This window comes from Streptomyces buecherae (assembly GCF_014295035.1).
GTDB lineage: Bacteria > Actinomycetota > Actinomycetes > Streptomycetales > Streptomycetaceae > Streptomyces > Streptomyces youssoufiensis.
On the sequence record NZ_CP060404.1, the window covers coordinates 388,431 to 413,161 of the forward strand.

Here is a 24,731-nt window from a genome sequence, read left to right on the forward strand (position 1 = left end):
GACGGCCGCCGCGTGAGCCCCGAGGAGTTGGCCGCTGCCCGCGACCGCGTCGTGCCCGACGTGGTCGCGCCGGGGCTGCGCGTCCTGTTCTGCGGCATCAACCCGGGCCTGATGTCGGCGGCGACCGGCCATCACTTCGCCCGCCCGGGCAACCGGTTCTGGCCGGTCCTGCACGCCTCCGGGTTCACGCCGCGGCGGCTGCGCCCGGACGAGGAGCGGGAGTTGCTGACGTACGGGCTCGGCATCACCAACGTGGTGGCCCGGGCCAGTGCGCGCGCCGACGAGCTGGGCGCCGACGAGTACCGCGAGGGCGGGCGGATACTGCGCGAGAAGGTGGCCCGCCTGCGCCCGGCGTGGCTCGCGGTCGTCGGCGTCACCGCCTACCGGGTGGCCTTCGACGACCGCAAGGCCCGCATCGGCCCGCAGGACACCCCGCTGGGCGACACCAGGGTGTGGGTGCTGCCCAACCCGAGTGGCCTCAACGCGCACTGGAGCCTGGCGACCATGGCCGAGGAGTACGGCCGGATGCGCGAGGCCGCGAGCGACTGAGCCCGGCCGCCCGCACGGCCCCTCCGTCCGTGGGGGCGCGCGGCCGGCGCCGTACGCGTCGCCACGGGCGGGCTCAGGCGTCCCGCCGCTCCAGGGCCCGCCAACCCGCCGCCGCCAGGAGCAGGGTCCAGGCGGCCAGGACCGCGAGGCCCGACCAGGGACCGAGCCCCGCCCAGGGGGTGGTGTGCAGGACGCTCTGGCCGGCCGCGTCCGGCAGGAACCGGGTCACCCGGAACGCCGGCGAGCCGGTGCCCAGGACCGGTTGGACGAAGGTGAGCAGCGGGACCAGCAGGCCGAGGGCGGCCACCGGGCCACGGAGCACGGTGGCCACGCCCGCGGCCAGCACGGCGATCAGGCCGAGGTAGAGCCCGCAGCCGAGGACGGCGCGCAGCGCGCCCGGGGCGCCGAGGCCCACTCCGTCCTCGCCGAGCAGCGCCTGTCCGACCAGGAACGAGACGAGGCCGGTCACGGTGCCCACCGCGAGCCCGAGACCGCCGACGACGGCGAGCTTGCAGCCGTAGAACAGCCCGCGGCGCGGCACCGCCGCCAGCGACATCCGCAGGGCGCCGCCCCGGTACTCGCCCGTGACGACCAGCACGCCGAAGCAGAGCGCGGCCAGTTGCCCGAAGCCCAGGCCGAAGTAGGAGGAGTGGACCGGGTCGAAGTCGGCCGCGCCGGCGCCCGGTTCGTGGGTGGCGCACGCCAGCGCCGTGAAGCCGGCGGTGGCCAACGGGACGCAGGCCAGCGCGGCGAGGGTGGCGCGCACGGTGTGGACCTTGGCCCATTCCGAGCGCAGTACCGCGGTGACGTTCATGACTCAGCCTCCCGTCGCGGGGTTACGCGTGGCGGCGTACTGCGTGGCGTCGGCCGTCAGGCGCAGGTACGCCTCTTCCAACGAGACCTGGGCGTCGGTGAGTTCGAGCAGTGGCACGCCGCCGGCCGCCGCCAGTTCGCCGACGCGGGCCGCCGTGATGTCGGGCAGACACCAGCGCCCGTCGCCGTCCGGCGCGCCGGCGAGCCCCACCGCGGCCAACAGGTCGCGCAGCCGCTCGGGTTCGGTGGTGCGCAGGTACGCCCGAGGGCTGCTGTGCGCGGCGATGAAGTCGGCCATCGGGGTGTCGGCGAGCAGCCGGCCGCGCCCCAGGACGACCAGGTGGTCGGCGGTGCGCGCGGTCTCCCCCATCAGATGGCTGGAGACCAGCACGGTGCGGCCGTCGGCGGCCAGTCGGCGCAGCAACTCCCGTATCCACACGATGCCCTCGGGGTCGAGGCCGTTGGTCGGCTCGTCCAGCATCAGCACGGGCGGGTCGCCGAGCAGCGCGGCGGCGATCCCGAGCCGCTGCCGCATGCCGAGCGAGAAGGTGCCCACCCGGCGCCGTGCGACGGCCTCAAGCCCGGTCTCGGCCAGCACCTCGGCGATCCGCCGGTGCGGGATGTCGTTGCTGTACGCCAGGCAGCGCAGGTGGTCCCGGGCGGTGCGGGCGCCGAGCGCGGCCCCGGCGTCCAGCAGCGCGCCGGCCAGCCGCAGCGGCTGGGGCGCCGAGCGGTAGGGCCGGCCGCCGATGGTCACCCGGCCCGTGGTGGGCCGGTCCAGGCCGAGGGCCACGCGCAGGGTGGTGGACTTGCCGGCGCCGTTGGGCCCGAGGAATCCGGTGACCCGGCCGGGTCGGACAGTGAAGGTCACGTCGTCTACGGCGCGGATGGGGCCGTAGTCCTTGCGCAGGTCCCGTACGTCGATCGAGGTCATGCCGCCAGGCTGCCGGCCCGGCGGGGCCCGGTGCCTCCCCCGGGCGCGGGTCGCTCCTCCCCCTGGCGGGGGATTCGGTGGGCGCGTCGCGCTGGCACGATGTGCCGGTGAACCTGATGAACGCCCTGCTCAGGCCGTTGGTGCGGGTCGAGACGTACACGCGCTGGCTGCATCTGCTCGTCAGCGGGGTCTTCGCGTCCATCTGCCTGTTCGTCTTTCCCGGCACCTCGGCGGCGGGCCCGCTGAGCTGGGCCGGCTTCCTGGTGCTGCCCGTGCCGATCCTGCTCGCGCTGAGCCTGATCCCGGCGGTGCGGTCGGCGGAGGGCGTACAGGCCCGGCTGTTGCTCACCCCCGGCCGGTCGTCGACCCCGTCCCGTGAGGGCGGCTTCGGGAGCGGGGCGGGGCGGCGGGGTTCGTCGGGCGAGCGGCGCGCGGCGGGGCCGGCCGACCCGGGCATCTCGGTCGCGCCCGCGCGCGGTTGGGCCGAGCGCGGCCATACCGCGCTGTGGCTGCTGGTGCGGGTGCTGGCGGGGACGGCGGTGCTGGTGGCGACGGTGTGGTTGCCGGGCCTTTCGGTGTGGCTGGTCACCGGGCCCGGTGGTTGGTGGGCGCTGTTGACGCCGCTGCCGGTGGTCGCGCTGGCCGCGCTGGTGGTGGGGGTGGGGGCAGCGGCGGCGCAGGCGGCGCGCTGGCTGCTGGCGCCGTCGAGCGAGGAGCGGCTGGCGGCGCTCGAGGAGCGTACGGAGCGCCTGCTGGAACACAACCGGCTGGCCAGGGAGTTGCACGACTCGATCGGCCACGCGCTCACCGTCGCCGTGGTGCAGGCGGGGGCGGCGCGCGCGGCGGGCTCGGCACAGTTCACCGAGCGCGCGCTCGCGGCCATCGAGGACACCGGCCGGCGCGCCCTGGAGGACCTGGAGCGGGTGCTGCGGCTGCTGCGACAGGACGACCCAGGCTCAGCGACCGTGCCCCGGCGCCCGGCGCTCACCGAGGTGGAGCGGCTCGTCGAGTCGGCCCGGGCGGCCGGCGCACCGGTGGACGCCGAGGTGACCGGGCCCCTCGACCGGGTGCCGGGTCCGCTGTCGCGGGAGGGCTACCGCATCGTGCAGGAGGCGCTGACCAACGCGCTGCGGCATGCCGGTCCGGTGCCGGTCGTGCTGCGCGTCGCGGCCCGGGACGCGGTGCTCGAACTGGACATCCGCAACCCGCTGCCGGCGGCGGACGCCGCCCGGACGGGCGGTTCGGGCGGTGGCAGCGGGCTGCGCGGCATCCGGGAGCGGGCCGCGCTTCTCGGCGGCGAGGCCCACGCCGGGCCGGCGGACGGCCGGTGGCGGGTGCACGTACGGCTGCCGCTGGACCGGCTCCTGTGAGGGGCGCGCGCGGGGGCTTGTCGGACCCCCGGACTAGGGTGTTCGCATGCCGGTGACCGTCATCCTCGTCGACGACGAACAGCTCGTACGGGCCGGGCTGCACGCGATCCTCAGCGCGCAGCCGGACATCGAGGTGGTCGGCGAGGCCGCGGACGGCGCCGCGGTGCTGCCCCTGGTGCGCGAGCTGCGCCCGGACGTGGTCGCGATGGACGTGCGGATGCCGCTGCTCGACGGCATCGAGGCGACGCGGGCCGTGCTGCGCGCGGTGCCGAGTCCGCCGAAGATCCTCGTGGTGACGACGTTCGAGAACGACGAGTACGTCTACGAGGCGCTGCGCGCGGGGGCCGACGGCTTCCTGCTCAAGCGCGCCCGGCCGGCCGAGATCGTGCACGCGGTGCGGCTGGTGGCCGCGGGCGACTCGCTGCTGTTCCCGGCCGCCGTGCGGTCGCTGGCGGCGGCGCACGGCAACGCGCGGGCCCGCGCGACCATGGAGCGCGCCGCGCTGACGGCCCGTGAGGAGGAGGTGCTGCGGCTGATGGCGCGCGGCCTGTCCAACGCGGAGATCGCCGGGCGCCTGGTGGTCGGCACCGAGACGGTCAAGACGCACGTCAGCGCGGTGCTCGGCAAGCTCGGCGCCCGCGACCGCACCCAGGCGGTGATCGCCGCGTACGAGTCGGGGTTCGTCGCGCCACGGTGAGCCGCCCCGGCCGCCGCCCGGCACGCGAGTGGGCCGAGTGGCAGGTGAGATGGCTGATTGTGGCGCCACTGGGGAGGTCGCCGGGAGGGGCGGCAACAGATACGATCCGGCAGACACGCACAGGTAGGGAGGCCGGATTGGGGCGGCTCACCGGCGGGGACCCGTCACTGCTGCGGCGGATCAACTCCGCCGTGGTGCTGCACGCGCTGCGGACCGTGGAGTCCGCGACCCTCACGGATCTGGTTCGAGTCACCGGGCTTTCGCGCCCGACGGTCGAGGGAGTGGTCGAGGGGCTGACGGACAGCGGTCTGGTGGTGGAGACGCCCGCCGAGGAGGGCGAGGCCCGCCGGCAGGGACGCCCGGCGCGCAGGTTCCGCTTCCGCGCGGAGGCGGGGCACCTGTGCGGCATCGAGATCGGCCCGCACCGCGTCTCGGCGCTCCTGTCCGACCTCGACGGCCGACTGCTCGGCTCGGTGGCACGGGAGGTCACCGTGGCGGCCTCGGCCGACGAACGGCTGGAGCGGCTGCGCGGGGCCGTGGCCGACCTGCTGAAGCGCGCGGGCGTGGCCCGCAGTTCGCTGCGGGCGGTCGGCGTGGGCAGCCCCGGCATCGTGGACGCCGAGGGCAACGTGGCGCTGAGCACCGCGCTGCCAGGCTGGACCGGGCTGCCGCTGGGCGACCGGCTGCGCCGCTCGTTCCGCTGCCCGGTACTGGTGGAGAACGACGCGAACACGGCGGCCGTCGCCGAGCACTGGCAGGGCGCCGCGACCCGCTCCGACGACGTCGTGTTCGTGCTGGCCGGGCTGAGCCCCGGGGCCGGCGCGCTGATCGGCGGCCGGCTGCACCGTGGTTTCGGCGGAGCCGCCGGCGAGATCGGGGCGCTGCACCTGCTGGGCGGCGAGGCGCCGCCGGAGCAGGTCCTGTCCACCACCGGGGAGCCGCTGCACCCGCTGGACGAGGAGCAGGTGGCCCGCGTGTTCGCGCTGGCCAGGGCGGGCGACGCCGGGGCGCGGGCGGCCGTGTCCCGGTTCATCCGGCGCCTGGTGCACGACGTGACGGCGCTGGTGCTCGCGCTCGACCCGGAGCTGGTCGTGGTGGGCGGTTGGGCCGCCGGGCTGGACGGGGTGTTGGACCCGCTGCGTACGGAACTCGCCCGCTACTGCCTGCGCCCGCCCCTGGTGGAACAGTCCGTTCTCGGCGAGGCGGCCATCGCGACGGGCGCGCTCCGGCTGGCGCTCGACCACGTGGAGGAGCAACTGTTCGCGGTGGAGAGCACGGTCACGGCCCGCCGCTGACGGCGGGCCGGCTCCCGCGCCAGCCCCGCGTACGGGGCGGGTGTGCTGGCGCGTCAGCTCCGCCGGCGGCTCAGCGCTCACGGGTACGTCAGCGCCGCGCGCGCCCCGACCGTGGTGCCGGTCGGGGCCTCGCGCGGCGCTCGGTCTCCGCCGTCGCGGCGGCCGGGGGCGTGGGGTTCAGCTCGCCAGCAGGTCGGGCGCCGCGTCGCCGAAGGTCAGGCGGCAGGTGTCGGCGCGGTAGGTCGCCACGCTGACGGCCGCCGTCCGGCCCGCCGACAGGTAGCGGGTGGTCACGACGAGGACCGGGGCGCCGGGCAGCCGGTCGAGGGCCCTGGCGTCGTCCGCGCGGGCCGAGCCGAGTTCCACCGTGCGCTCCTGGCCGTCGAGTTCCAGCCGGTGCAGCTCGCGCAGGACCGAGCGGGCCCGGGCCGCTCCCCCGGCGGGCAGGGCGGTCGCGCCGCCGGGCGCGGTCGCGGCGTTCTCGTCGCCCGTCAGCTCGGGGACGGAACCGGCCGGCACGTACAGCAGCTCGGCGGCGACGGGCTGGCCGTCGGTGGTGAGCGCGCGCCGCACCGTGTACACGGCCTCGCCCGTCGCGGGCGCCAGCAGCCGCACCACGGCGGCGGGCACGTCGCCCGAGGTGCTGCCCAGCGTCTGCCACGGGTCGGCGACCGCGCCGGGCCAGGCGTGCCGGCTGTCGCCGACGGCAACGCCCATACGGGGCGGGGCGACGGTGGTACCGACGCCGCGGCGGCGCTGCAGCCGGCCCTCCAACTCCAGTTGTTCCAGAGCCTGTCGGAGCGTGGCGCGCGCGACGCCGAACCGCGCGGCCAGGTCGCGCTCGTTGGGCAGGATCTCGCCCACCGCGAACTCCGAATCGAGCGCGTTGCTCAGCACCGTCTTCAAGTGCCAGTACTTCGGCTCCGGCACCGTCTCAAGCTGCGTGGTCCCCACCCTGTCCTCCACGTTCGCCGTGTCCGGGCCGGTCTCGCACCGGCCGCGCGTCCCCGCTGAGCCAAGCGCGCCGCGGTGCGATCACCCCGCCCCACGAACCGACACCCCGCGCCGCGGGCTCGGCCAGCCCGTCTCGCGGGCTGAAGTTATGCGCGCTTCTTTATTAAAGGTTGTTTCAGTATGGGTGTGACGATAGGACGACTGGCTGGCTTGGTCAAGACCAATCCCCGAGCCGTCCACGATGTGGTCCGCGGACGGTGCCCGAGCACCGCCCCGTCACGGCCAGGACGGGTCGGACCGTCTCGCGTGCGCGCCGCCGCTGACGCTTCCACTGCCACTACCGCCACGGGCGACCGGTGTCGGCCGGCTCAGCCGGGGAAGCGTCCGGTGGGCCTCAACTCCCTGCGCACAGCTCGGCGTTGGCCAGGTCGTCGCGCCAGCGGCGGCCCGCGACGCGGCGGAGCGTCGGACGCGGCAGAGCACCGGACGCGGCGGCGGGGAGGCCCGGCGGGCCACCGCGAAGCCGGGCCGGTCGGAGGTGGCCAGCCCGACCTCCACCACGCGCCGGTCACCACCACGTGGCCGGTGGGCCCGGCGATGGTTCGGGTTACCGCGCTCCCTCCTGTTCCGGGCCGGCGGGCGACGCCTGGCCGGGCCCGGCGGGTGGTGGTGCGGGCTGCCGGCCCGGTGGTGCGGGGGCGTCGGGTGGCGTGCCGGTGGTCTCGGCGAGCAGGCGGCGCAACTGGGTGGCCGCGTACGGTTCCAGGTCGGCCGCGTCCAGGTGGCGCAGGGACTGCCGGGCGAGCCGCGTGATCTTCGCCTGGACCAGGTCGCGGGCGCCGACGGCGACGAGCCGGGCCCGCAGGCCGTCCAGTTCGGCGCCGGTCAGGTCGGTGCGGCCCACGACGTGCTCCAGCAGGTCGAGCGCGGCCCGGTCGCCGGCCCTGCCGGCCAGGGCGTGGGCGACGGCCAGTAGGTAGGTGGGCTTGCCCTGCCGCACGTCGCCGCCGGTCGGTTTTCCGGTGGTCCGCGGGTCGGCGAAGAGGTCGTCCAGGTCGTCCCGGAGCTGGAAGGCCAGTCCGGCGCGGCGCCCGGCGAGGCGCAGCGCCCGGGTGGTGTCGGTGTCCGCGCCGGCCAGGACCGCGCCGAAGTGCAGCGGGCGTTCGACGGTGTAGTGGGCGCTCTTGAGGCGAGCGGCGCGGAGCGCGCGGGTCGGGCTGAGCGCGGCGGTGGCCTGGCCCTGTACGTCCAGGTACTGGCCGGCCACCATCTCGGTGCGCATGCCGCGCCACACCTCGTGCAGCCGGTGGGCGGTGTGCGGCGGGAAACGGCCGTCCAGCAGGAGGCCCGCGACCGCGTCGTCCGCCCAGACCAGGGCCAGGTCGCCGGCGAGCACGGCGGCCGAAGCGCCGAGTTGCCGCGCCGCGGGCCCCGGCGCCGCGCCCGCGTACTGGTGCGTCACGTCGGCGTGGAGCGAGGGAGCGCCGCGACGCAGGAGGGCGGCGTCCATCAGGTCGTCGTGGACGAGCGCGCAGGTCTGGATGAGTTCGAGCGCCGCGGCCATCCGCAGCCCCGCCCCCGCCCGCCCCGCTCCCCCGCCGCCGCACGCGCGCAGGGCCCACCACACGAGGCGGGAGCGGATGCGGCGCCCGCCCTGCACGGTGAAGCGGGCGATCCGCTCGGCGATGTCCTCGGCGAAGACCGGGTCCAGGTCGCGGCAGCGGGCCAGGCCAGCCGCGAACAACCGCTCGAGTTCGCGGTTGACGGCCCCCACCACGTCGTCGTCGACGGTGCACGGATCGTCGTCGCCGTCCCGCTCCGGCCGCGCGCTGCCGGAGGCGGGGCGGGCGCCGGACGCGGGGGCGCCGAGCGGCCCGGCGCGGGGCCCGCGCGGCAGGTCCGCCGCCATCCGGCCGATCACCTGGGTGGAGCGCATCGGGGATCCTCTCGCCCGTCGGGGAAATACCTCCGCCCTGACATATGCCGCGCGGGGCGCCTCGCTGGCTGCGCCGTTCGGGGGACTGGGCGACGGGCCGGTGGCCGGCCGCGCGACACGCGCGCGAGCAGCGGCGCCCGCGACCGGCGAGGGGAAGGCTGGCCGGGCCCGCTGGTCGCGGGAGAGGGGGCCCGTCGTGCACGTGGAGTCGGACGTGGCCAGCGTGGGCGCCGGCGCCGCCGGCCTCTCGCTGGCGCGGTGGCTGGCCCGGCCGCCGGAAGGCGCGCGGCGACTGACGGCGGTGTTGCTGGCGGCGCCGCCGGCGCCGGCCCGCGTCCCGCCCCGTACCTGGTGCTTCCGGAAAGCCGGGGCAGACCCCTACGGCGTGTGGGCGGCCTCCTGGCAGCGGTTGCGGGCGCGTTCGAGTGACGGTCGGACCGTGCGCGCCGACATCGCGCCGCTGCGCGACAAGATGCTGTGCTCGGAGGCGCTCGACGCGCTGATCGGCGGGGAGATCGCGGCCAGTCGCCGGGTGTCGCGCGTCGAGGCGGTGGTCGACCGGGTCGCGTCCGCGCCGGGTGGCGCCGTGGCGCACGCCCGGCGGGTGGGCGGCGACCGGCTGACCGTGCGCGCCCGCTGGGTCTTCGCCCCCCGGCCCCTGGCCGAGCCACCGCCCGCCCGCGCCGCCCTGTCGCAGCACTTCCGCGGTGGGTTCGTCCGCTCGCATCGGTCGGCCTTCGACCCCTCCGTGGTGGACCCGATGGAACTTCCGCACCCCGCACCCCGCAGCCGGCGCACGGCTTCTCGTTCGGGTAGGTCCTGCCGTACGGCCGGCACGAGGCCCTGGTGGCGTACACGGAGTTCTGCCGCCGCGCGCTCGACCGGGCGGAGTACGACGCGTGCTGCGGCACTACCTGGCCCGCGCGCTGGGCGTGGCGGAGTACGAGGTCACCGCGTACGGGCAGGGCGTGATCCCGATGACGAGCGCGGCCTTTCCTCGACAGGTCGGGTCGAGCATGTTCCGGATCGGGGTGTGCGCTGCGACCCGCCCGACCGGGGCGACGCGATCCGCCTCGGGGTACGCGTTCAGCGCCGTGCGACGGCAGACGCTGGCCGTGGCCGAGGCGCTGCACGCCGGGCGTCGGCCGCTCCGCCCCCGCCCGGCTGGTGGACGCGGTGCGCGGTCGTGGAGCTGCACGCGTACACCCGGCCCGAGGACGCCGGGCGCCCGGCCCGACAGGCGGAGTCGCTGGGCGCGTCGCACCGCGTCTACCCGGATCCCCGACGGGCCCGGGTGCTCGACGCCCGCTACGAGTCGACGCCCCACCCCCGGGCCTGGTGGTAGCGGACGACACGGTATGCACCGGCCTGCCAGTGGCGCTGAGGGAGCGGGCGGCGACCAGCGGTTTTCTGCCGCCAACGCCCTGCTGCGCCGGTGGGGGCTGCGCGGCCACGCCCTGTGGGCGGTGCCCGGTCGCGGGCGCGTGGCCGCCCCGCGACCGGGCGGCGGCGTGCGCCGGCGAACGCGGGTGGCGGTTGGTCGCCACAGTTGCGGTCACAGGTCCCGGCGGCTGGGGCCCGGCGGGCGGTCAGGCGCGGCGGTGATGGCGGGTGAACTCCTTCTCGGACTGGGCGAGATGCAGCCAGGGCCGGACCGTGTAGGCGCCGTCGAGCGTACGGAAGACGCGCCGGATGGTGTGCCGCTCGTCGGCCAGCGCCAGGGCCATGGCGAAGACGTTGAGGTCGTACTGCCAGCCCGGGCGGAAAACGTAGCCGGGGTGGAGGATGCTGTGGTCGACGGCGCGCCGCAACTCGGCCTGGATCTCGGGGGTTTCGAGGCATTCCCCGTCGTCCGCCTCGATCCAGTCGTGGATGTGCGCCATGGCGATCACGCAACCGAGGCGATGCCCGCGCGGAGCACGGGCGAGCGCGTCACGGGCGAAGGCCAACGCCTGGCCGGGGGCGCCGCCCCAGCGGGGTTGCAGGTGCGACAGCCACTCAAGGTGGGTCTCCAGGTCCAGCGGATCGCGGTGCAGGGCGTCCGCCAGTCGGGCCCCGTTGACCTCGGCGCCCAGCGACATGCCCCGGCCCAGGGCGAGGAGACGGCCCCACGGGGTGACCCAGTCCGGCCGTAACTCGACGGCTTCGAGGAGGTATTCCTCGGCGATGCGCAGACGCCGGAAGAAGGTCCGCCACTGTTCCGGCGTGACGTGCGCGGCGGCAGTGGCGGTGCGTGCCTCCCAGCCCCAGGCGACGTACCGCGCCCCGGCGATGAGCAGGGCCGACGCTCGGTCTTCTCCCTCGTCCTCGATGGCCTGGCCGATCCAGTCCTGCACGCCGTCCACCTCGGCCAGTTCGAAGAGGACCTGATGGTTGCGGCCGAGATCGACGAGGGGCAGTGCCGCCTTCAGCGCCGGCCAGTCCCCCGCCCCCGCCGCCTCCACCAGGGCCAGCACGCGCGCGTCCCCGAGCGCGCGCAGGGTGTACACCTGGCTCCGTCGCCTGCGCGGGGCGGGAAGGACATGCGGGTCCGCCACCGGTCTCTCCGCACCCCTGCCGAACAACTTGCCGAACATGCCGCGCCCCCCGACTCCGGTGATCATCCGATCGCAGCATAGGCGAGGCCGGGGGCGGGATCTCCACACGGCTTTCACCGCTGCTTCGCAACTCCGGCCCGCTCGATGGCACCGCGAAGCCGAGCGCTGGGCCCGGCCAGCGCCACGGTGCTCCACGGCAGTTGGTACGCCATCCGCGCCGCCGCCCGACCCGTGTCGGTTCGCCTGACCCGCCCGACCCAGACGTCCCTGGAGCACCGGTGTTCGCCAGCCAACCGGTCGCGTAGTCCACGCCACACCCGTCCGTCGCGCCCCACCCGAGACGACGCCCGGGCAGGATGGTGGCGGGTCGGACGGGGCTCGGGGCAACGGTTCGTGGCCTGTCCGGTGGCGGCGGGCGACCGGCCCGATGCCCCGCTCGCGGTGTCAGCGGCGTGGAAGGGAGTGCCCAGCGGTGGACGCGGTTGTTCCTGACGTCGGACCGGCCGGTGTGGGCCGAAGCGGGGTGGACTCGTCCGCCGGCCGGGACGTGGTGATCGTCGGTGGCGGGGCGGCCGGGACCAGCGTGTTGGTGCAGTTGGTCGACGCGCTCTCGGGCACCGGTGGGGCCGGGGCGCGCGCCGTGCGGTCCGTACGCGTGGTGGACCCCTGTCCGATGGGCTGGGGGTTGGCCTTCGGGGACAGCGATCCGCTGCTGATGTGCAACAGCGCGGTGGACCTCAACTCCGTGCGCGCGCGGCACCCACGGGACTTCGAGGACCACCTGCGGCAGCGTGGCTGGACGGGGCGGGCCCAGGAGTGCGTGCCGAGGTCGTGGATGGCCGAGTACTGCCACGCCCGCTCCGTTCAGGCCCGCGCGCGGGCCGCCGCGCACGGCGTCGACGTGGACCGACTTTCGGCCACGGCCCGCGCGGTGGAGGTACGCGCCGACGGCTACCGGGTGCTGCTGTCCGACGGCCGTCGACTCACCGCCGACGACGTGGTGCTCTGCACGGGCGTGCGCCGCCCCCGCGTCCCGGACGGCTTCGCCACCTGGCAGGAGCACCCCCGCTATCTGGACAGCCCGTACCCGAGCGCCCGGCTGCGCGAGGCGCTGGGCCAGCGCCCGCGCCGGGTGCTGGTGCTGGGCACGCACCAGAGCGCGGTCGACGCCGCGCTGTTGCTGTGCCGGGACGGTCACCGGACCACGCTGACCTCGCCCTCGGGACAACTGCCCGCGGTGCGTACCGCGCTGGCCGCTCCCCCGCGCCCCCTCCCGGCGCTGGACCGCGTCGCCGAGCTGGACCCCGCCGACCCGTACCTGGGCGATCGACTCCTGCGCCACACGGTGGAGGCGGTCCGGTCGGTCTCGCCGCTCCCCTGGCGACGGCAGGTCTCCACGGCCGCGGACCCCGTGCGGCGGTTGCGCGAGGAAACGGCGCTCGCCGAGGCCGGCGCCTGCCACTGGGCTCGGGTGTGCGCTCCGCTGATAGACGCCACCATCGCGCTGGGCGCCACGCTGTCCGGCGAGCGGCGGCACGCGCTCATGGCCCGCTTCGCGCCGTTCGTCAATCGCTACGTCACCGCGTTGGCGCTGGTCAACGCCCGCCGGTTGGTGGCGCACTGCGACGCCGGGCTCCTGCGCGTGGCCGCCGGCTACCCGCGCGCCGTCGCGTACGCCGGCGGGCGCTGGCGCGTGCGGTGGCCCGATTCCGCCGTGCGGGAGTACGACCACGTCGTCAACGCCACCGGCTTCCACCCACCGCAGCCGTACTGGGACGCCGCCGCCAGGACGCTGTACCTGGAGGCGCCGCCCGCGTCGGCCACCGCCCTTGACCATCTCGCGGCCGACCTCCGGGTGCGCACCGATCCGGCCGCCGCGCCGGAGCGCGTCTGGATCGTGGGCGTAGGCACCCACCTGCGCATCCCGTTCGCCAACCACCTGAACAACGTCGTGCGTCAGGCCGACGAGGTCGCCGGCCGCCTGCTCCGGGCTCCCAACCCGTCGACGTAGCGCGCCTGCTGGGCCGTGGCCACTTCGAAACCACCCTGGCCGGTGAGAAGTTGACACATGTGGGTTTCATGTGAAGATCAAGGCGATATCGCAACCGCCGAGGGCGCCAGCGCGCCCTCGGCTCTTGTCACCTTCCTTGGGGGGAAGCACACGTGACCTACCGCTTCGGCCATCGCGCCGGTCGGGCCCTGACGGGCCTCGCGACCGTGCTGACGGCCACTGCCCTGACCGGCACCACCGCGTCAGCGGCCACCCACGACCCGGCGCCCGTCGCCGCCGCGGTCCAGGAGGCGACCTCGTCGGTCGCCGCCGCCCCGGACGCCAAGCAGGGCACCCGCGCCGCCCGCTCGGTCGCCCCGCTGCTGCCGGTGACGGGCGTCACCCGGTCCGGCGTCCTGTACTGGTACTGGCCCGACGGCCGCGGGGGCCTGGGCCCGCGCGAGCGCTTCGAGGAGAGCTGGGCGGGCGTGAACGCCGCGTCCCAGGTCGACATGCACAGCAACGGCGCGTCGGCCGGCCTGTTCGCACGCATCGTCGACGGCACGCTCGTGTACTCCGACAGCAACGGCGTCGAGCGCGATCTCGGGCGGGGCTGGGACAAGTACAACGCCCTGTTCTCGCCCGGCAACCTCGGCGGGACGGCGCAGTCGGACCTCCTGACCCGGGACGGCGGCGGCACACTGTGGCTGCATCCGGCCAAGTCCGACGGGACCCTGTCCGCTCGCAAGAAGGTCGGCCCGGGCTGGAACCAGTACACCCAACTCGCCGGCCAGCACGACCTGACCGGTGACGGCCGCCCCGACATCGTGGCCCGTGACCGCTCCGGCGGGCTCTGGCTCTACAAGGGCACGGGAGACCTCGCCAAGCCGTTCGCCACCCGCAGCGCGATCGGCCCCGGTTGGAACGCCTACAACCACCTGGTCTCCACCGGGGACGTCAACGGCGACGGTCGCACCGACCTGCTCGCCCGCGACACGGCCGGCGCCCTGTGGCTGTACAAGGGCACGGGCAAGGCGTCCGCCCCGTACCAGAAGAAGACGAAGATCGGCAACGCTGGCTGGAACCAGTACGCGCAGATCTTCTAACCCCGGCCAGCACGCGTGGACCGTCCGGCACCCGGCCGGGCGGTCCACCGGCCGAGGCCACAGCGACGGCGGGCGCGCCTTCCGTGGCCCGCCCGCTATCCGCCGGGCCGTGGGGAGAGCGCGACGCCGAGGGCGTTCCGCTCGAACGCCAGCCTGCTGGCGCCCGCGTCCCCCGCGCCGCCGGGCGGCCGTCCCGGGTGCCAGTCGACCGTGACACGCCTGCACACGAACGAGTAAGTCCACGTCGCCACGGTGGCCAGGCGAGCGGCGACGCGCGGGTCGGCGGCCAGCTCCGGCGACAGTCGTACGTCGAGCGGGCGGGCCGCCACGATCTGTTCGGTCCCCACCAGCGTGTTCCGCAGGTCCACGTGGGACAGCACGGCGTCGGTGAGGGTGGCGCCGCCCAGCATGGCGTGGGCGAGGTCGCCGTTCACCTGGGCCCCGGTGAGGTTCGCGTCCCACAGCCTGGCTCCCGTCAGCCGCGCCCCGTGCAGATAGGCGCCCGTCAGGTCGGCCGCGTTCAACTCGGCGCCGGTGAGGTCGGTTGCGACCAACTGGGTACGGCTGAGGTCGGCGTCGTTGAGTCGGGCGCCGCTGAGATCGGCCCTGGTGAGCCAGGCGTGGGCGAGGTGGGCGCGGTCGAGCCGAGCGTCGCTGAGGTCGGCGTGGTCGAGTTGGGCGTAGTCCAGGCGCGCCCCGTCGAGTTCGGCCTCGGCCAGCTTGGCGTGCGCCAACCAGGCGCCGTTGAGGTCCGCGCCGGGCGCCCGTACACCGGTGAGGTCGGTGTGCACGAGGCGGGCGCCCCTGAGGTCCGCGTGCGGGAGGTCGGCGTAGGCGAGGTCCAGGTGGCTGAGGTCGATCACGGTGTCGGGCGGAACGTGGCGCCGTGACGCGGGGTGGGTCAACGCCGTGAGGGCCGCCTGTACGTCGGCCTCCGGGGCCGCGTGCGGCCGTTGGGCGGCGAGGGCGCGCGGGGGGCGGCGGCCGAGGGTGGCCCGGAGGGCCGCGGCGCCGACCTCGGGGCTCCGCACCCGCGGGGCGCGTTCGCGGAGGAAGGCGTTGAGGATGGACGCGGCGTGGGCGGCCTCCGCCGGCGAGTCCCGCACGAAGCGTTCCAGCGCCAGCACCCCGCCCAGGCGCACGTGGACCTCGGTCGCCCCGAGCCGTTCGACGGCCTTGGTGAGGCGGTCGGTGACCTGACCGCGCCGGGAGAGCCGGTAGGTGAAGCCGGTGAAGACCAACGCCGCCCCGGCGCCGAGCACCCCCATGCTCTGGACGGCGGCCAGCCGGAACTGCCCGAGCGCCGCCGATCGGGCGGCGCCGTCCATGCGCGACCACTCGGGGCCGCACGTCCACCGCACCAGCCACCGCCCCGTCGGGCTGTAGACCAGCGCCAAGAGCACGCCGACCAGCACCGCGCCGGCCACCGCCGCGCTGCCCCAGGTCGGTCGCCACCGTCGTCTCCACCGTGATCGCATGCCCGCACCGTGCCGGCACGACGGGGCGACACGGGGCCGATCGCCGCGTTTCAGAGCTTTCTCAGAGCTAACGCGGCAGCTCCTCAGAGCCCACGGCAGCGCGACCGTACGACCTCGCCCCTGTCACCACGGGCGCGCCCACCGTCGCGCCTCTCCCAGGCGCGCCGCCCGGCGGTCGGCCGGCTCCCTGGCCGCCCGCCCCGAACCGGGACCCGGGGCGGGCCTCGGGTAGCGTCGGATCATCGCACCGTACGGCCCGGTCGGACCCGGATCGTCCCGTCGCCGGGCCGCGGCGCGCCCTCGTGCGCGATGGCCTCCCGCGCGGGGTGGTGCGCGCGGAGTTGAGCCAAGGAGCGGGCAATGGACCAGGTCACGGTGGTAACGGGCGGCAGCAGGGGCATCGGCGCGGCCGTCGCCGTACGGCTGGCGCGGGCGGGACACCACATCGCCATCGGCTTCGAGCGCGCCGCGGACGCCGCCGACGCGACGGCGGCCAAGGTCCGCGCGGAGGGCGTGCGGTGCGTGACCGTACGGGCCGACACGAGCGACGCCGAGCAGGTCGACGCGCTGTTCGACACGGCGCGCTCGGAGTTGGGCGCCGTCACCGGGCTGGTGAACAACGCCGGGATCACGGGCCTGCTCGGCCGCTTCACGGAGACCTCGCCGGAGGCCATGCGGCGGGTCATCGACGTCAACGTGACCGGCGCGCTCCTGTGCGCCCGCCGGGCCGCCCGCGAGATGTCCACCCGGCACGGCGGCGCGGGCGGGGCCATCGTCAACGTCTCCTCGTCCAGCGCCACCACGGGCAGCCCCGACGAGTACGTGCACTACGCGGCGAGCAAGGCCGCCGTGGACGCGATGACGGTGGGCCTGTCCAAGGAACTGGCCGCGGAGGGCATCCGGGTCAACTCCGTACAGCCGGGCATGACCGTCACCGACATCCACGCCTCGATGGGCGACCCCGAGCGGCCGTGGCGCGCGGCGGACCGGGTGCCGATGGGCCGCCCCGGTGAGCCGGAGGAAATCGCCGGCGCCATCGCGTGGCTGCTCTCGTCCGACGCCTCGTACACCAGCGGTGCGGTGCTGCGCGTCGCCGGGGGCCTGTGACCTCGTGGCCTGCCGGGATCGCGGTGCCCGTCAGTCGTCGGCGCGGCCGAGCGTCCGCATGATGTCCTGGACGTTGCCGTACCGCTTGCCCTCGGGCAGTTCGGCCGCCGTGTCGATGAGTCGATCCGGCGCGTGGTGTTCGCGCAACGTGTCGATCACCTTCGCGCGGTCGGCCGGGTAGACGCTCCGCCCCAGGTGCTGGGCCAACTCCGTGCGGAGTTCGACGTTCTCGGGGGTCATGCCGGGTGGCGTCGACCCGGAGCGCGCGGTGTACGGCGAGCGGCTGGCGGCGGGCTGGTCCTCGCCCGGCGGCTCGGGTTCGAGCTCTTCCCGGGCGCGGGTGGAGTGGCCGCCCTTCAGCTCGCCCTGCATGCGCTTCTTGAGCTCGTCGTCGTGGAGCGGGCCGGTCTTGTTCTCGTGAGCGTTCATGAGGCTTCCTCGGGGCCGGCCGCCCGATGGGCGCCTGGCCGGGTCGCGCTGTGCGGTGGGTCTTCCCCCGTGTCCGGCTCGGGTTCCCCGCACGGCGCGCGTGACACGCGGGCCGTGCATGCCGGCCGTACCAACTCCCACAGCGGCCCAGCGGCCCTGGTCGGGGACGCCCGTAGGAGTGCCGCGGCGATTCCGACCGCACGAGGTCTACCCAGCGGTAACCCTTGCTGACATTCTGTCCAGCAACTCCCGCCGCGGAAGAAACGGAGCCCCCCATGGCCGAAACGATCTCCTTCGCCCATGACACCGCCACCGGCACCGTGCCCCTCGACATCGCGTACGAGCGACGGGGGGCGGGCCCGCCGGTCGTGTTGCTGCACGGCATCGCGCACCACTGGCAGGCCTGGGAGCCGGTGCTCAGCATCCTCGCCGCGGAGCGCGAGGTGATCGCCGTCGACCTGCCGGGCTTCGGCGCGTCGGCGCCGCTGCCCGCCGGCGTCGGCTACGACCTGGCCGGCGTGGTACCCGTGCTGGCACAGCTCTTCCGCGAGTTGGGCGTGGAGCGACCGCATGTGGTGGGCAACTCCCTGGGCGGGCTCCTGGCGCTCGAACTGGGCCGCACCGGTCACGCGCGCACCGTCACCGCGCTCTCCCCGGCCGGGTTCTGGACCGAGGCCGAGCGGCGCTACGGCTTCGGCGTGCTCCGCGTGATGTACCGCAGCGCCCGCGCCATGTCCGATCCCTTCGTCGCCCGGGTGGCGCAGACGGCGGCGGGCCGGGCCGCGCTGGTCGGCGCCGTCTACGCCCGGCCGGGCAAGCGCGCGCCGGAGCGCGTGGTGGCCGAGGCCCGGGCGATGCGCGAGGGCGCGGGGTTCGCGCCCTCGCTGGCCGCCGGGCGTGCGGTGCGTTACGCCGACGACCTGGCCGACATCCCCGTCACCATCGCCTGGGGCACCGCCGACCGGATCCTGCTGCCCCGGCAGGGGCCGCGCGCCAAGCGCGCCATCCCCGGGGCCCGGCTGATCAGGCTGCCGCGCTGCGGCCACGTGCCGATGAACGACGATCCGGCGCTGGTCTCCCGGGTCATCCTGGACGCCACGGCCACCGGCACATCCGCCGCCCCCGCCCCGGCCACCGCGACCGGCCGAGTGGCGGACGACGCCGGCGCGTTGAGTTCCGCGCCCTAGCGTCGGGGCGCGCGTCGTCGCCCCGAGGGGCGGCCCGGCGCGCGCCGCGCCACGGGCGTGCCCCGGGCGCGCGGCCAGCGGCGCGCCCGATGGCGGTCAGCCCTCGCGCGGGCCGGCGCCGCACGGCGCGCCGTCGCCCGGGGCAGGTCGTGCGGCGCGGGGCGCTCGTCCGGCTGGCGGCGCCTTCGCGGGAGAGCCGGTCGGGCCCGGCTCAGGGCCGGCCGCCGCACCGTCGCCGCCGCGCGCCGTACCGCGGCGCGCCGGCGCTGGCGCGGGGGCGTCCGCCGCGACACCGGGCGCGCCGGAGGCGACGACCCGCTCGCGCCGCCGCCCACGGAGCCGCTGGCCGAAGGCGCCGGAGCCGACGGCGACGCCGGTGCCGACGAGCAGGCTGCCCGCCGCCTGCGCCGGGCCGTAGCCACCTGCTCCCACGGCCGGCGCCGTGATGGCGGCGGCGACCGGGATCAGGCCGGAGAAGAGCGTGGCCCGCTCCGGGCCGATCCGTTGCATCCCCCGGTACCAGCAGACGAAGCCGATCACCGTGACGACCAGGGTCTGCCACAGCAGCGCGGCCCCCTCGCCCGCGTCGGGCATCCGCAGCCACCCCCGGCCGTCCATGAGGACCGCGAGCACCAGCGCCTCCACGGCCCCGACGGCCGAGGCGGCGGCCGACAGCAGGACGGGGCCCACGGTGCGCAGCACCGGCAGCGCGGCGAGCGCGAAGACGACCTCACCGCCGAGCGCGGCCACGGACCAGGCGATGCCCGGCAGGTCCGCCCGGCCCCAGCCCTGGACCGTGAAGGCGCCCGCCGCGACCAACAGGGCGCCGCATAGCACCGCGCGGGCGGGGCGGCGGCCGTCCAGCGCCGGGACGATGACGGCGATCACCACCGGGGCGCACCCCACGAAGACGCCGGGCACGGCGGGTTCGGAGGTGCGTTCGGCCGCGAGGACCGCCAGGTTGAAGCCGACCATGCCGACCCCGGCCAGCCCCGCCAGCCACCCCCACCCGCGCCAGCCCAGCGTCCGCAGCGGCGCGAGGCCGCGGCGCCCGACGAGCGGGAACAGCAGGAGGCTGGCGAGGGCGTAGCGGATGGCCTGGCCGCCGGCGTGTGGGAAGTCGCTGAGCACGCTGTTGGCGGTGAAGGAGGCGCCGACCAGCGTGCAGGCGAGGGCGGCGAGCAGGGCGCCGCGCCGCTGGTGTGCGGAGTCGCTGTGATCCATGGGGGCGACGCTAGGCAGTGCGGCGGTACGTCTTAGGGTCCAATCCGATGAGTGATTCGCAGACCACTTCGTCTCCTGCCACCGCGCACGGGGCGCCCACCGACCACGCCGCGCCCGCGAGCGACGCGGGCCCCAACGCCGCCCGGGCCGCCCGTGCGGCCACGCCCGCCTGGGAGTTGTTGCTGCCCAGCGTCGCGCTGCCGGCGCGACAGCGCGGCCGGGCCCTACAGCGCGCGCTGCGCGACGCCATCACCTTGGGGCGGATCGCGGGCGGCACCCGGCTGCCGGCGAGCCGCGAACTCGCCGCCGACCTCGGGGTCTCGCGCGGCCTGATCACCGACGCGTACGAGCAGTTGACCGCCGAGGGTTATCTGCGCAGTGGCCAGGGGGCGGGCACCTGGGTCAGCGGGGCCGTGCGCTGCGCCGCGCCCGCCGGGCCCGAGCGGACGGACGACGCCCGTGAGCCGGCGGTCGGGTTCCTGCCCGGCACTCCGGACCTGTCGCTGTTCCCGCGCGCGGCGTGGACGGCCGCGCACCGCAGGGCGCTGGCGAGGCTACCGCACGAGGCGCTCGGCTACCCCGACCCGCGCGGCCTGCCCGAGCTGCGGGAGGCGCTGGCCGGGCTGCTCACCCGGCGGCGCGGGGTGGTGGCCGACCCGGAGCGGATCGTCGTCTGTTCGGGCGTGGCCCAGGCGTTGACCCTGGTCGGCGCGGTGCTCGCGGGGCGGGGTGGTGGGCCGCTGCTGCCGGCGGGCGCCGCGCCGGCCCCGGCCCGCGGCGGTGCGGGCGGCGGCGGCCGGTGGGCCGGGGCCGCTGCCACCGAGACGGTGGGGGCCGTACAGGGTCGCGACGTGGCCGCCACGGTGGTGGGCCCCGCCCGCCCGGTAGTGGCCCTGGAGGACCCGGGCACCGCCGCCTACCGGGGGCTGTTCGCCGCGGTCGGGGTGGACGCGGTGCCGCTGGCGGTGGGTGCCGAGGGCATCGACCCGGCGGAGCTGGCGGCGACCGGGGCGCGCGGCGCGGTGCTGACGCCCTCGCACCAGTTCCCCTCCGGGATCGCCTACTCGGCCCGCCGCCGGTCCGGCCTGCTCGACTGGGCCCGGGCCGCCGACGGGTTGCTCGTCGAGGACGACTACGACGGGGACTTCCGGTACGACAGGGCGCCGGTGGGCGCGCTCCAGGGGCTCGACCCCGGGCGGGTCGTGTACACCGGTTCGGTCAGCAAGTCCCTGGCGCCGGGGCTGCGGCTCGGCTGGATGGTGGTGCCGCAGCCGCTGGTGGACGAGGTGGTGGAGCGCAAGCGGACGATGGACCTCGGCCACCCCGTGCTCGACCAGGCGCTGTTCGCCGATCTGATCGGGCGGGGCGACTACGACCGCCAACTGCGCCGCTGCCAACGTGCCTACCGGGAGCGGCGGGACGCGCTGGTGACGGCGCTGGCCGAGCACTTCCCCGGCACCCGGGTGACCGGCATCGCGGCGGGGCTGCACGTCATCGCCCACCTGCCGGAGCGGTACGGCCCGAGGGAGTCGTTCCTGGCGCGGGCCCAGCGCGCGGGGGTGGCGCTCGCCCCGCTGGACGCGTACGCGTGCGGCACCGCGCCGGAGCTGCATGCCCGCCCCGGGGTGCGCCTCGTACTCGGCTACGCCCACCTGTCGCCGAGCCGGATCGTCGCCGCCGTACGGCAGTTGCGTCACCCCGATCGCTGACGCCGCCGGGGCCGCGCGCGTCCCCCAGCGCCCGGCGCCACCCGGCCCGCCCCGCGCGCCGTGGCGCGGGAGCCGCGCGCGCCGCCGCGTACGGGTCCGGTACGCGATCCGTCCGCGTCCTGTCACAGCGCCCCACGGACCGCCCCGGGGCGGTCCAATGGGTCGGGCGCACCGTGGGGCGGCGGCCGGCGGTCGCCGCATGCACTGACCAGTTGTTCACCTCGCGTTGGGGCTCCGTCCGTATTGCCCAGGAATCCGGGGGCGATACTGCGGTGACAGGCGTGAAGTACGTGTGGAATGGGAATAGCAGGAGGTTACGCATGAGTCGGGACCCCGGGAACGCGATCGGCCGGCGCACCGTGCTGCGTGGATCGGCGGTCGCCTCGGCCGCGCTGGCCCTGCCGGCAGCCGCGGCGGCAGCCGCGCCGGCGCTGGTACTGTCCGGCCGCCCGCAGGCCCGTTGGGGCGCCCAGGTCGGGGACGTCACGGCGTCGTCGGGGCTGGTGTGGGTGCGCTCGGACCGCCGGGCCCGCATGATCGTGGAGACCTCGGCGACCGACTCCTTCCGGCGCACGCGCCGCTGGCACGGCCCGCTCGTGGGCCCGGGTACCGACTTCACCGGCCGCACCGCGCTGCACGGCCTGCCGCCCGGGGAGCAGATCCACTACCGGATCACCCTCGCCGACCCGCACGACCCGAGGCGTACCGGCGAGCCTGTCTACGGCACCTTCCGCACCGCCCCCGCGCGCCGCCGCGACGTGCGGTTCCTGTGGTCGGGCGACCTGGCCGGGCAGGGCTGGGGCATCAACCCGGACCGGGGCGGCTTCCCGATCTTCTCCGAGATGCGCCGGCTCGACCCGGACTTCTTCCTGTGCAGCGGCGACAGCGTCTACGCGGACAACCCGATCCCGCCCACCATCACGCTGCCCGACGGCCGCGTGTGGCGGAACATCACCACCGAGGAGAAGTCGAAGGTCGCCGAGACGCTGAAGGAGTACCGGGGCAACTTCCGGTACAACCTGCTCGACGCGCACCTGCGGGACTTCAACGCGCAGGTGCCCTCCATCACCCAGTGGGACGACCACGAGGTGCGCAACAACTGGTACCCGGGGCAGATCCTGGACGACGACCGGTACACCGAGAAGAACGTGGACGTGCTGGCCGCGCGGGCCCGGCGGGCCTGGAGCGAGTACTTCCCCATCTCGACGCTGCGCCCGGACGGGGCCGGCCGGGTCTACCGGGTGCTGCGGCACGGCCCGCTGCTCGACGTGTTCGTCCTCGACATGCGCACCTACCGCAACGCCAACTCGCCGGGCCGCCAGCCCGACGACGCCGTGGGCATCCTGGGCGCCGAGCAGCTCGCCTGGCTCAAGCGCGAGCTCTCCCGCTCGCGCGCGGTCTGGAAGGTGATCGCCTCGGACATGCCGCTGGGGCTCGTGGTCGCCGACGGGGGGACGAACTTCGAGGCGGTCGCGCAGGGCGACCCGGGCGCGCCGCTGGGCCGCGAGCTCCAGATAGCCGAGTTGCTGCGCCACATCAAACACCGTCGCATCACGGGAACTGTGTGGCTCACGGCCGACGTTCACTACACATCGGCGCAGCGGTACGTACCAACGCGGGCCGCGTTCACGGACTTCGAACCGTTTTGGGAGTTCGTGTCGGGGCCGCTGCACGCGGGCGGATTCCCGGCCGTCGGGCTGGACGGCACGTTCGGCCCCGAGCAAGCCTTCGTCAAAGCTCCGGCCAAGCCGAACGTCTCGCCGGCCGAAGGCGGTCAGTATTACGGCGAGGTGGAGATCGACGGCGGCAGTGCGGAACTGACCGTCCGGCTGCGGGAAGAGGGCGGCGCCGTCCTCTTCACCAAGGTGTTGCAGCCGGGCCGGGTCGGACAGTAGGGCCCGCCGGCGGCGGCACGACACAGGGACGACGCGCGCGGAAAGCGACGAGGGACGGACGGGGACATCAGGTGTTTGAGCAATGGACAGAATCGGGCGATAGCAGCCCAGAGCCGCCCTTAACTCATCAGTCACACACCGTTCGTGACCGCGCAACACCGCTCGCGCAGAGTGGAGCTATGAGTGACACGACCTTGACCAGGAGTGCCCGGACCCGGCGGACATGGCGGCAGCGCCTGGCGGAGCGCGTCGCCGGCCGCGACCTGACCTCGGACAGCGCCCGGCATAGCCACGCCCCGCCCGCGGGTCCCGCGAGCGATACCGACGCCACGGCGCCGGAGGGCACCCCGTCCCGCTCCGCGGCGGACGGCGGGGACGCCACGGCGCTGTGGCGGATGCGCACGACCGTACGGGACCGCCCCGGCAGCCTCGCGGCGCTGTGCGCGGCGCTGGCCGCGCAGCGGGTGGACATCCTCTCGTTGCAGGCCCACCCGCTCACCGACGGCACCGTGGACGAGATGCTGCTGCGCGCGCCGGCCGGGCTGAGCGCCGAGGTGCTCGGCGCCGCCGCCGACGCCGGCGGCGGGCGGGACACGTGGGTGGAGCGGGCGGACGCGCACGACCTGGTGGACGGCCCGACCCGGGTCCTCGGCCTGGCCACCCGGACCGCCCTGGACGCCGCGGAGCTGCCGGTGGCGCTGCGGCAGTTGCTGGGCCGCTGCGCCATCCGCTCGCAGCCGGCCAACCCCCCGTTCGGGCGGCGCTCGGCCGCGGACGAGGTGCCGGCCGACGGCGTCCTGGAGGGCACCCTCATGCGGCTGCCCGACCCGTCGGGCGGCTCGGTGACCATCGAGCGCCCGCACCTGCCGTTCACGCCGACGGAGTTCGCCCGCGCCCGGGCGCTGATCGAGCTGGACTCCCGGCTCGGCCCGCGCGTCCCGCCCAGCCAGGACGTGGTCACGCTGCCCGAGGGCAACGAGATCACCGTGCGCCGCGCCGACCTCGGCGACCTGGAGGCCGCCCGCGCGATGCACGACCGGTGCTCGCCCGCGACGCTGGCCATGCGCTACCACGGTCCGGTCGCCGACGCCGACCGCTACCTGGAGCACCTGCTCAGCCCGCGCTACGGTCGCACGCTCGCCGTGCAGACCGCCTCCGGGCGTCTGGTGGCCCTCGGCCACCTGCTCTGGGACGGCGAGGAGACCGAGGTCGCGCTGCTCGTGGAGGACGCCTGGCAGCGCCGCGGCATCGGGGCCCGGCTGCTGCGGCAGTTGGTGGAGATGGCGGCCGAGACCGACTGCGCGTACGTCTACGCGGTCACCCAGGCGGCCAACACCGGCATGGTCGCGGCCATGCGCGGCCTCGGGCTGCCGCTCGACTACCAGGTCGAGGAGGGGACGCTCGTCATCACGGCCCAGCTCGCCGCCGCGGCGCTGTCCGCGGGCCCGCGCGGCGAGGGCGGCTAGCTCCCGGCGCGACCCGGCCGCCGCCCACCCGCCGCCCGCCTGCCCGCCGCCTGCC

General features: G+C 75.9%; 20 protein-coding genes and 2 pseudogenes. 14 read left to right on the top strand and 8 right to left on the bottom strand.

Annotated elements, in window-relative coordinates; all coding sequences use genetic code 11:
• Positions 1-12: 12 nt before the first annotated feature.
• Complete coding sequence (gene mug, locus H7H31_RS01350; protein ID WP_187064721.1) at positions 13-549, top strand: G/U mismatch-specific DNA glycosylase; 537 nt, start codon at positions 13-15, stop codon at positions 547-549.
• A gap of 73 nt (positions 550-622) precedes the next feature.
• On the opposite strand, the gene H7H31_RS01355 is transcribed toward mug, so the two are convergent.
• Together H7H31_RS01355 and H7H31_RS01360 are read right to left on the bottom strand one after the other, a co-directional pair.
• A complete protein-coding gene (locus H7H31_RS01355) occupies positions 623-1,363 on the bottom strand; it encodes an ABC transporter permease subunit (protein ID WP_187064722.1) in 741 nt (246 codons plus the stop codon).
• Positions 1,364-1,366: 3 nt separating this feature from the next.
• Positions 1,367-2,296, bottom strand: a complete 930-nt coding sequence (locus H7H31_RS01360) for an ABC transporter ATP-binding protein (protein ID WP_187064723.1) — start codon at positions 2,294-2,296, stop codon at positions 1,367-1,369.
• Positions 2,297-2,412: 116 nt separating this feature from the next.
• Between H7H31_RS01360 and H7H31_RS01365 the strand changes: the two genes are divergently transcribed.
• From H7H31_RS01365 to H7H31_RS01375, 3 genes are all read left to right on the top strand, one after another.
• A complete protein-coding gene (locus H7H31_RS01365) occupies positions 2,413-3,666 on the top strand; it encodes a sensor histidine kinase (RefSeq protein ID WP_187064732.1) in 1,254 nt (417 codons plus the stop codon).
• 46 nt (positions 3,667-3,712) lie between these two features.
• Positions 3,713-4,363 carry a response regulator gene (locus H7H31_RS01370; protein WP_187064724.1) on the top strand — a complete coding sequence of 217 codons (651 nt, stop codon included), beginning with the start codon at positions 3,713-3,715 and terminating at the stop codon, positions 4,361-4,363.
• Between the two features lie 137 nt (positions 4,364-4,500).
• Entirely contained in the window at positions 4,501-5,658 is a 1,158-nt protein-coding gene (locus H7H31_RS01375) for an ROK family transcriptional regulator (protein ID WP_176165538.1), read from the top strand.
• Positions 5,659-5,835: 177 nt separating this feature from the next.
• Here H7H31_RS01375 and H7H31_RS01380 read toward each other — a convergent pair whose 3' ends face one another.
• A complete protein-coding gene (locus H7H31_RS01380) occupies positions 5,836-6,612 on the bottom strand; it encodes a GntR family transcriptional regulator (protein WP_187064725.1) in 777 nt (258 codons plus the stop codon).
• 607 nt (positions 6,613-7,219) lie between these two features.
• Entirely contained in the window at positions 7,220-8,548 is a 1,329-nt protein-coding gene (locus tag H7H31_RS33590; RefSeq protein ID WP_232109636.1) for a polyprenyl synthetase family protein, read from the bottom strand.
• Between the two features lie 223 nt (positions 8,549-8,771).
• Between H7H31_RS33590 and H7H31_RS34520 the strand changes: the two are divergent.
• The 3 genes and pseudogenes from H7H31_RS34520 to H7H31_RS34880 form a co-directional block, all read left to right on the top strand.
• Positions 8,772-9,254: pseudogene (locus tag H7H31_RS34520) on the top strand (lycopene cyclase family protein); the annotation flags it as partial.
• Between the two features lie 226 nt (positions 9,255-9,480).
• A pseudogene (locus H7H31_RS34525) lies at positions 9,481-9,633 on the top strand (lycopene cyclase); the annotation flags it as partial.
• A 101-nt stretch (positions 9,634-9,734) separates the two neighbouring features.
• Positions 9,735-9,893 carry a hypothetical protein gene (locus H7H31_RS34880; RefSeq protein WP_187062585.1) on the top strand — a complete coding sequence of 53 codons (159 nt, stop codon included), beginning with the start codon at positions 9,735-9,737 and terminating at the stop codon, positions 9,891-9,893.
• Between the two features lie 244 nt (positions 9,894-10,137).
• Here the strand turns inward: H7H31_RS34880 and H7H31_RS01395 are convergent, their stop codons facing one another.
• Positions 10,138-11,124, bottom strand: coding sequence for a hypothetical protein (locus H7H31_RS01395; RefSeq protein WP_187062596.1), 987 nt, complete (start codon positions 11,122-11,124; stop codon positions 10,138-10,140).
• Between the two features lie 433 nt (positions 11,125-11,557).
• Here H7H31_RS01395 and H7H31_RS01400 point away from each other — a divergent pair, with 433 nt between their 5' ends.
• Both H7H31_RS01400 and H7H31_RS01405 read left to right on the top strand, forming a co-directional pair.
• The gene (locus tag H7H31_RS01400; RefSeq protein WP_187062586.1) at positions 11,558-13,096 is read left to right on the top strand and encodes an FAD/NAD(P)-binding protein; all 1,539 of its coding nucleotides are present in this window, start codon (positions 11,558-11,560) and stop codon (positions 13,094-13,096) included.
• Between the two features lie 152 nt (positions 13,097-13,248).
• A complete protein-coding gene (locus H7H31_RS01405; RefSeq protein WP_187062587.1) occupies positions 13,249-14,181 on the top strand; it encodes an FG-GAP repeat domain-containing protein in 933 nt (310 codons plus the stop codon).
• A 95-nt stretch (positions 14,182-14,276) separates the two neighbouring features.
• On the opposite strand, the gene H7H31_RS01410 is transcribed toward H7H31_RS01405, so the two are convergent.
• Positions 14,277-15,659, bottom strand: a complete 1,383-nt coding sequence (locus H7H31_RS01410) for a pentapeptide repeat-containing protein (RefSeq protein ID WP_187062588.1) — start codon at positions 15,657-15,659, stop codon at positions 14,277-14,279.
• A 360-nt stretch (positions 15,660-16,019) separates the two neighbouring features.
• Here H7H31_RS01410 and H7H31_RS01415 point away from each other — a divergent pair, with 360 nt between their 5' ends.
• Positions 16,020-16,766, top strand: coding sequence for an SDR family oxidoreductase (locus H7H31_RS01415; RefSeq protein ID WP_187062589.1), 747 nt, complete (start codon positions 16,020-16,022; stop codon positions 16,764-16,766).
• A 30-nt stretch (positions 16,767-16,796) separates the two neighbouring features.
• Here the strand turns inward: H7H31_RS01415 and H7H31_RS01420 are convergent, their stop codons facing one another.
• Positions 16,797-17,195 carry a DUF2795 domain-containing protein gene (locus tag H7H31_RS01420; RefSeq protein WP_187062590.1) on the bottom strand — a complete coding sequence of 133 codons (399 nt, stop codon included), beginning with the start codon at positions 17,193-17,195 and terminating at the stop codon, positions 16,797-16,799.
• Between the two features lie 275 nt (positions 17,196-17,470).
• Here H7H31_RS01420 and H7H31_RS01425 point away from each other — a divergent pair, with 275 nt between their 5' ends.
• Complete coding sequence (locus tag H7H31_RS01425) at positions 17,471-18,382, top strand: alpha/beta fold hydrolase (protein ID WP_187062591.1); 912 nt, start codon at positions 17,471-17,473, stop codon at positions 18,380-18,382.
• 96 nt (positions 18,383-18,478) lie between these two features.
• Here H7H31_RS01425 and H7H31_RS01430 read toward each other — a convergent pair whose 3' ends face one another.
• On the bottom strand, positions 18,479-19,606 hold the full coding sequence (locus H7H31_RS01430) for a DMT family transporter (protein WP_187062592.1): 1,128 nt from the start codon (positions 19,604-19,606) through the stop codon (positions 18,479-18,481).
• 47 nt (positions 19,607-19,653) lie between these two features.
• On the opposite strand from H7H31_RS01430, the gene H7H31_RS01435 reads away from it, so the two are divergent.
• From H7H31_RS01435 to H7H31_RS01445, 3 genes are all read left to right on the top strand, one after another.
• Positions 19,654-21,315 (top strand): aminotransferase-like domain-containing protein, encoded by a 1,662-nt coding sequence (locus H7H31_RS01435; protein WP_187062593.1) that lies wholly within the window; start codon positions 19,654-19,656, stop codon positions 21,313-21,315.
• A gap of 320 nt (positions 21,316-21,635) precedes the next feature.
• A complete protein-coding gene (locus H7H31_RS01440) occupies positions 21,636-23,210 on the top strand; it encodes an alkaline phosphatase D family protein (RefSeq protein WP_187062594.1) in 1,575 nt (524 codons plus the stop codon).
• Between the two features lie 179 nt (positions 23,211-23,389).
• On the top strand, positions 23,390-24,676 hold the full coding sequence (locus tag H7H31_RS01445; RefSeq protein WP_187062595.1) for a GNAT family N-acetyltransferase: 1,287 nt from the start codon (positions 23,390-23,392) through the stop codon (positions 24,674-24,676).
• Positions 24,677-24,731 lie beyond the last annotated feature (55 nt).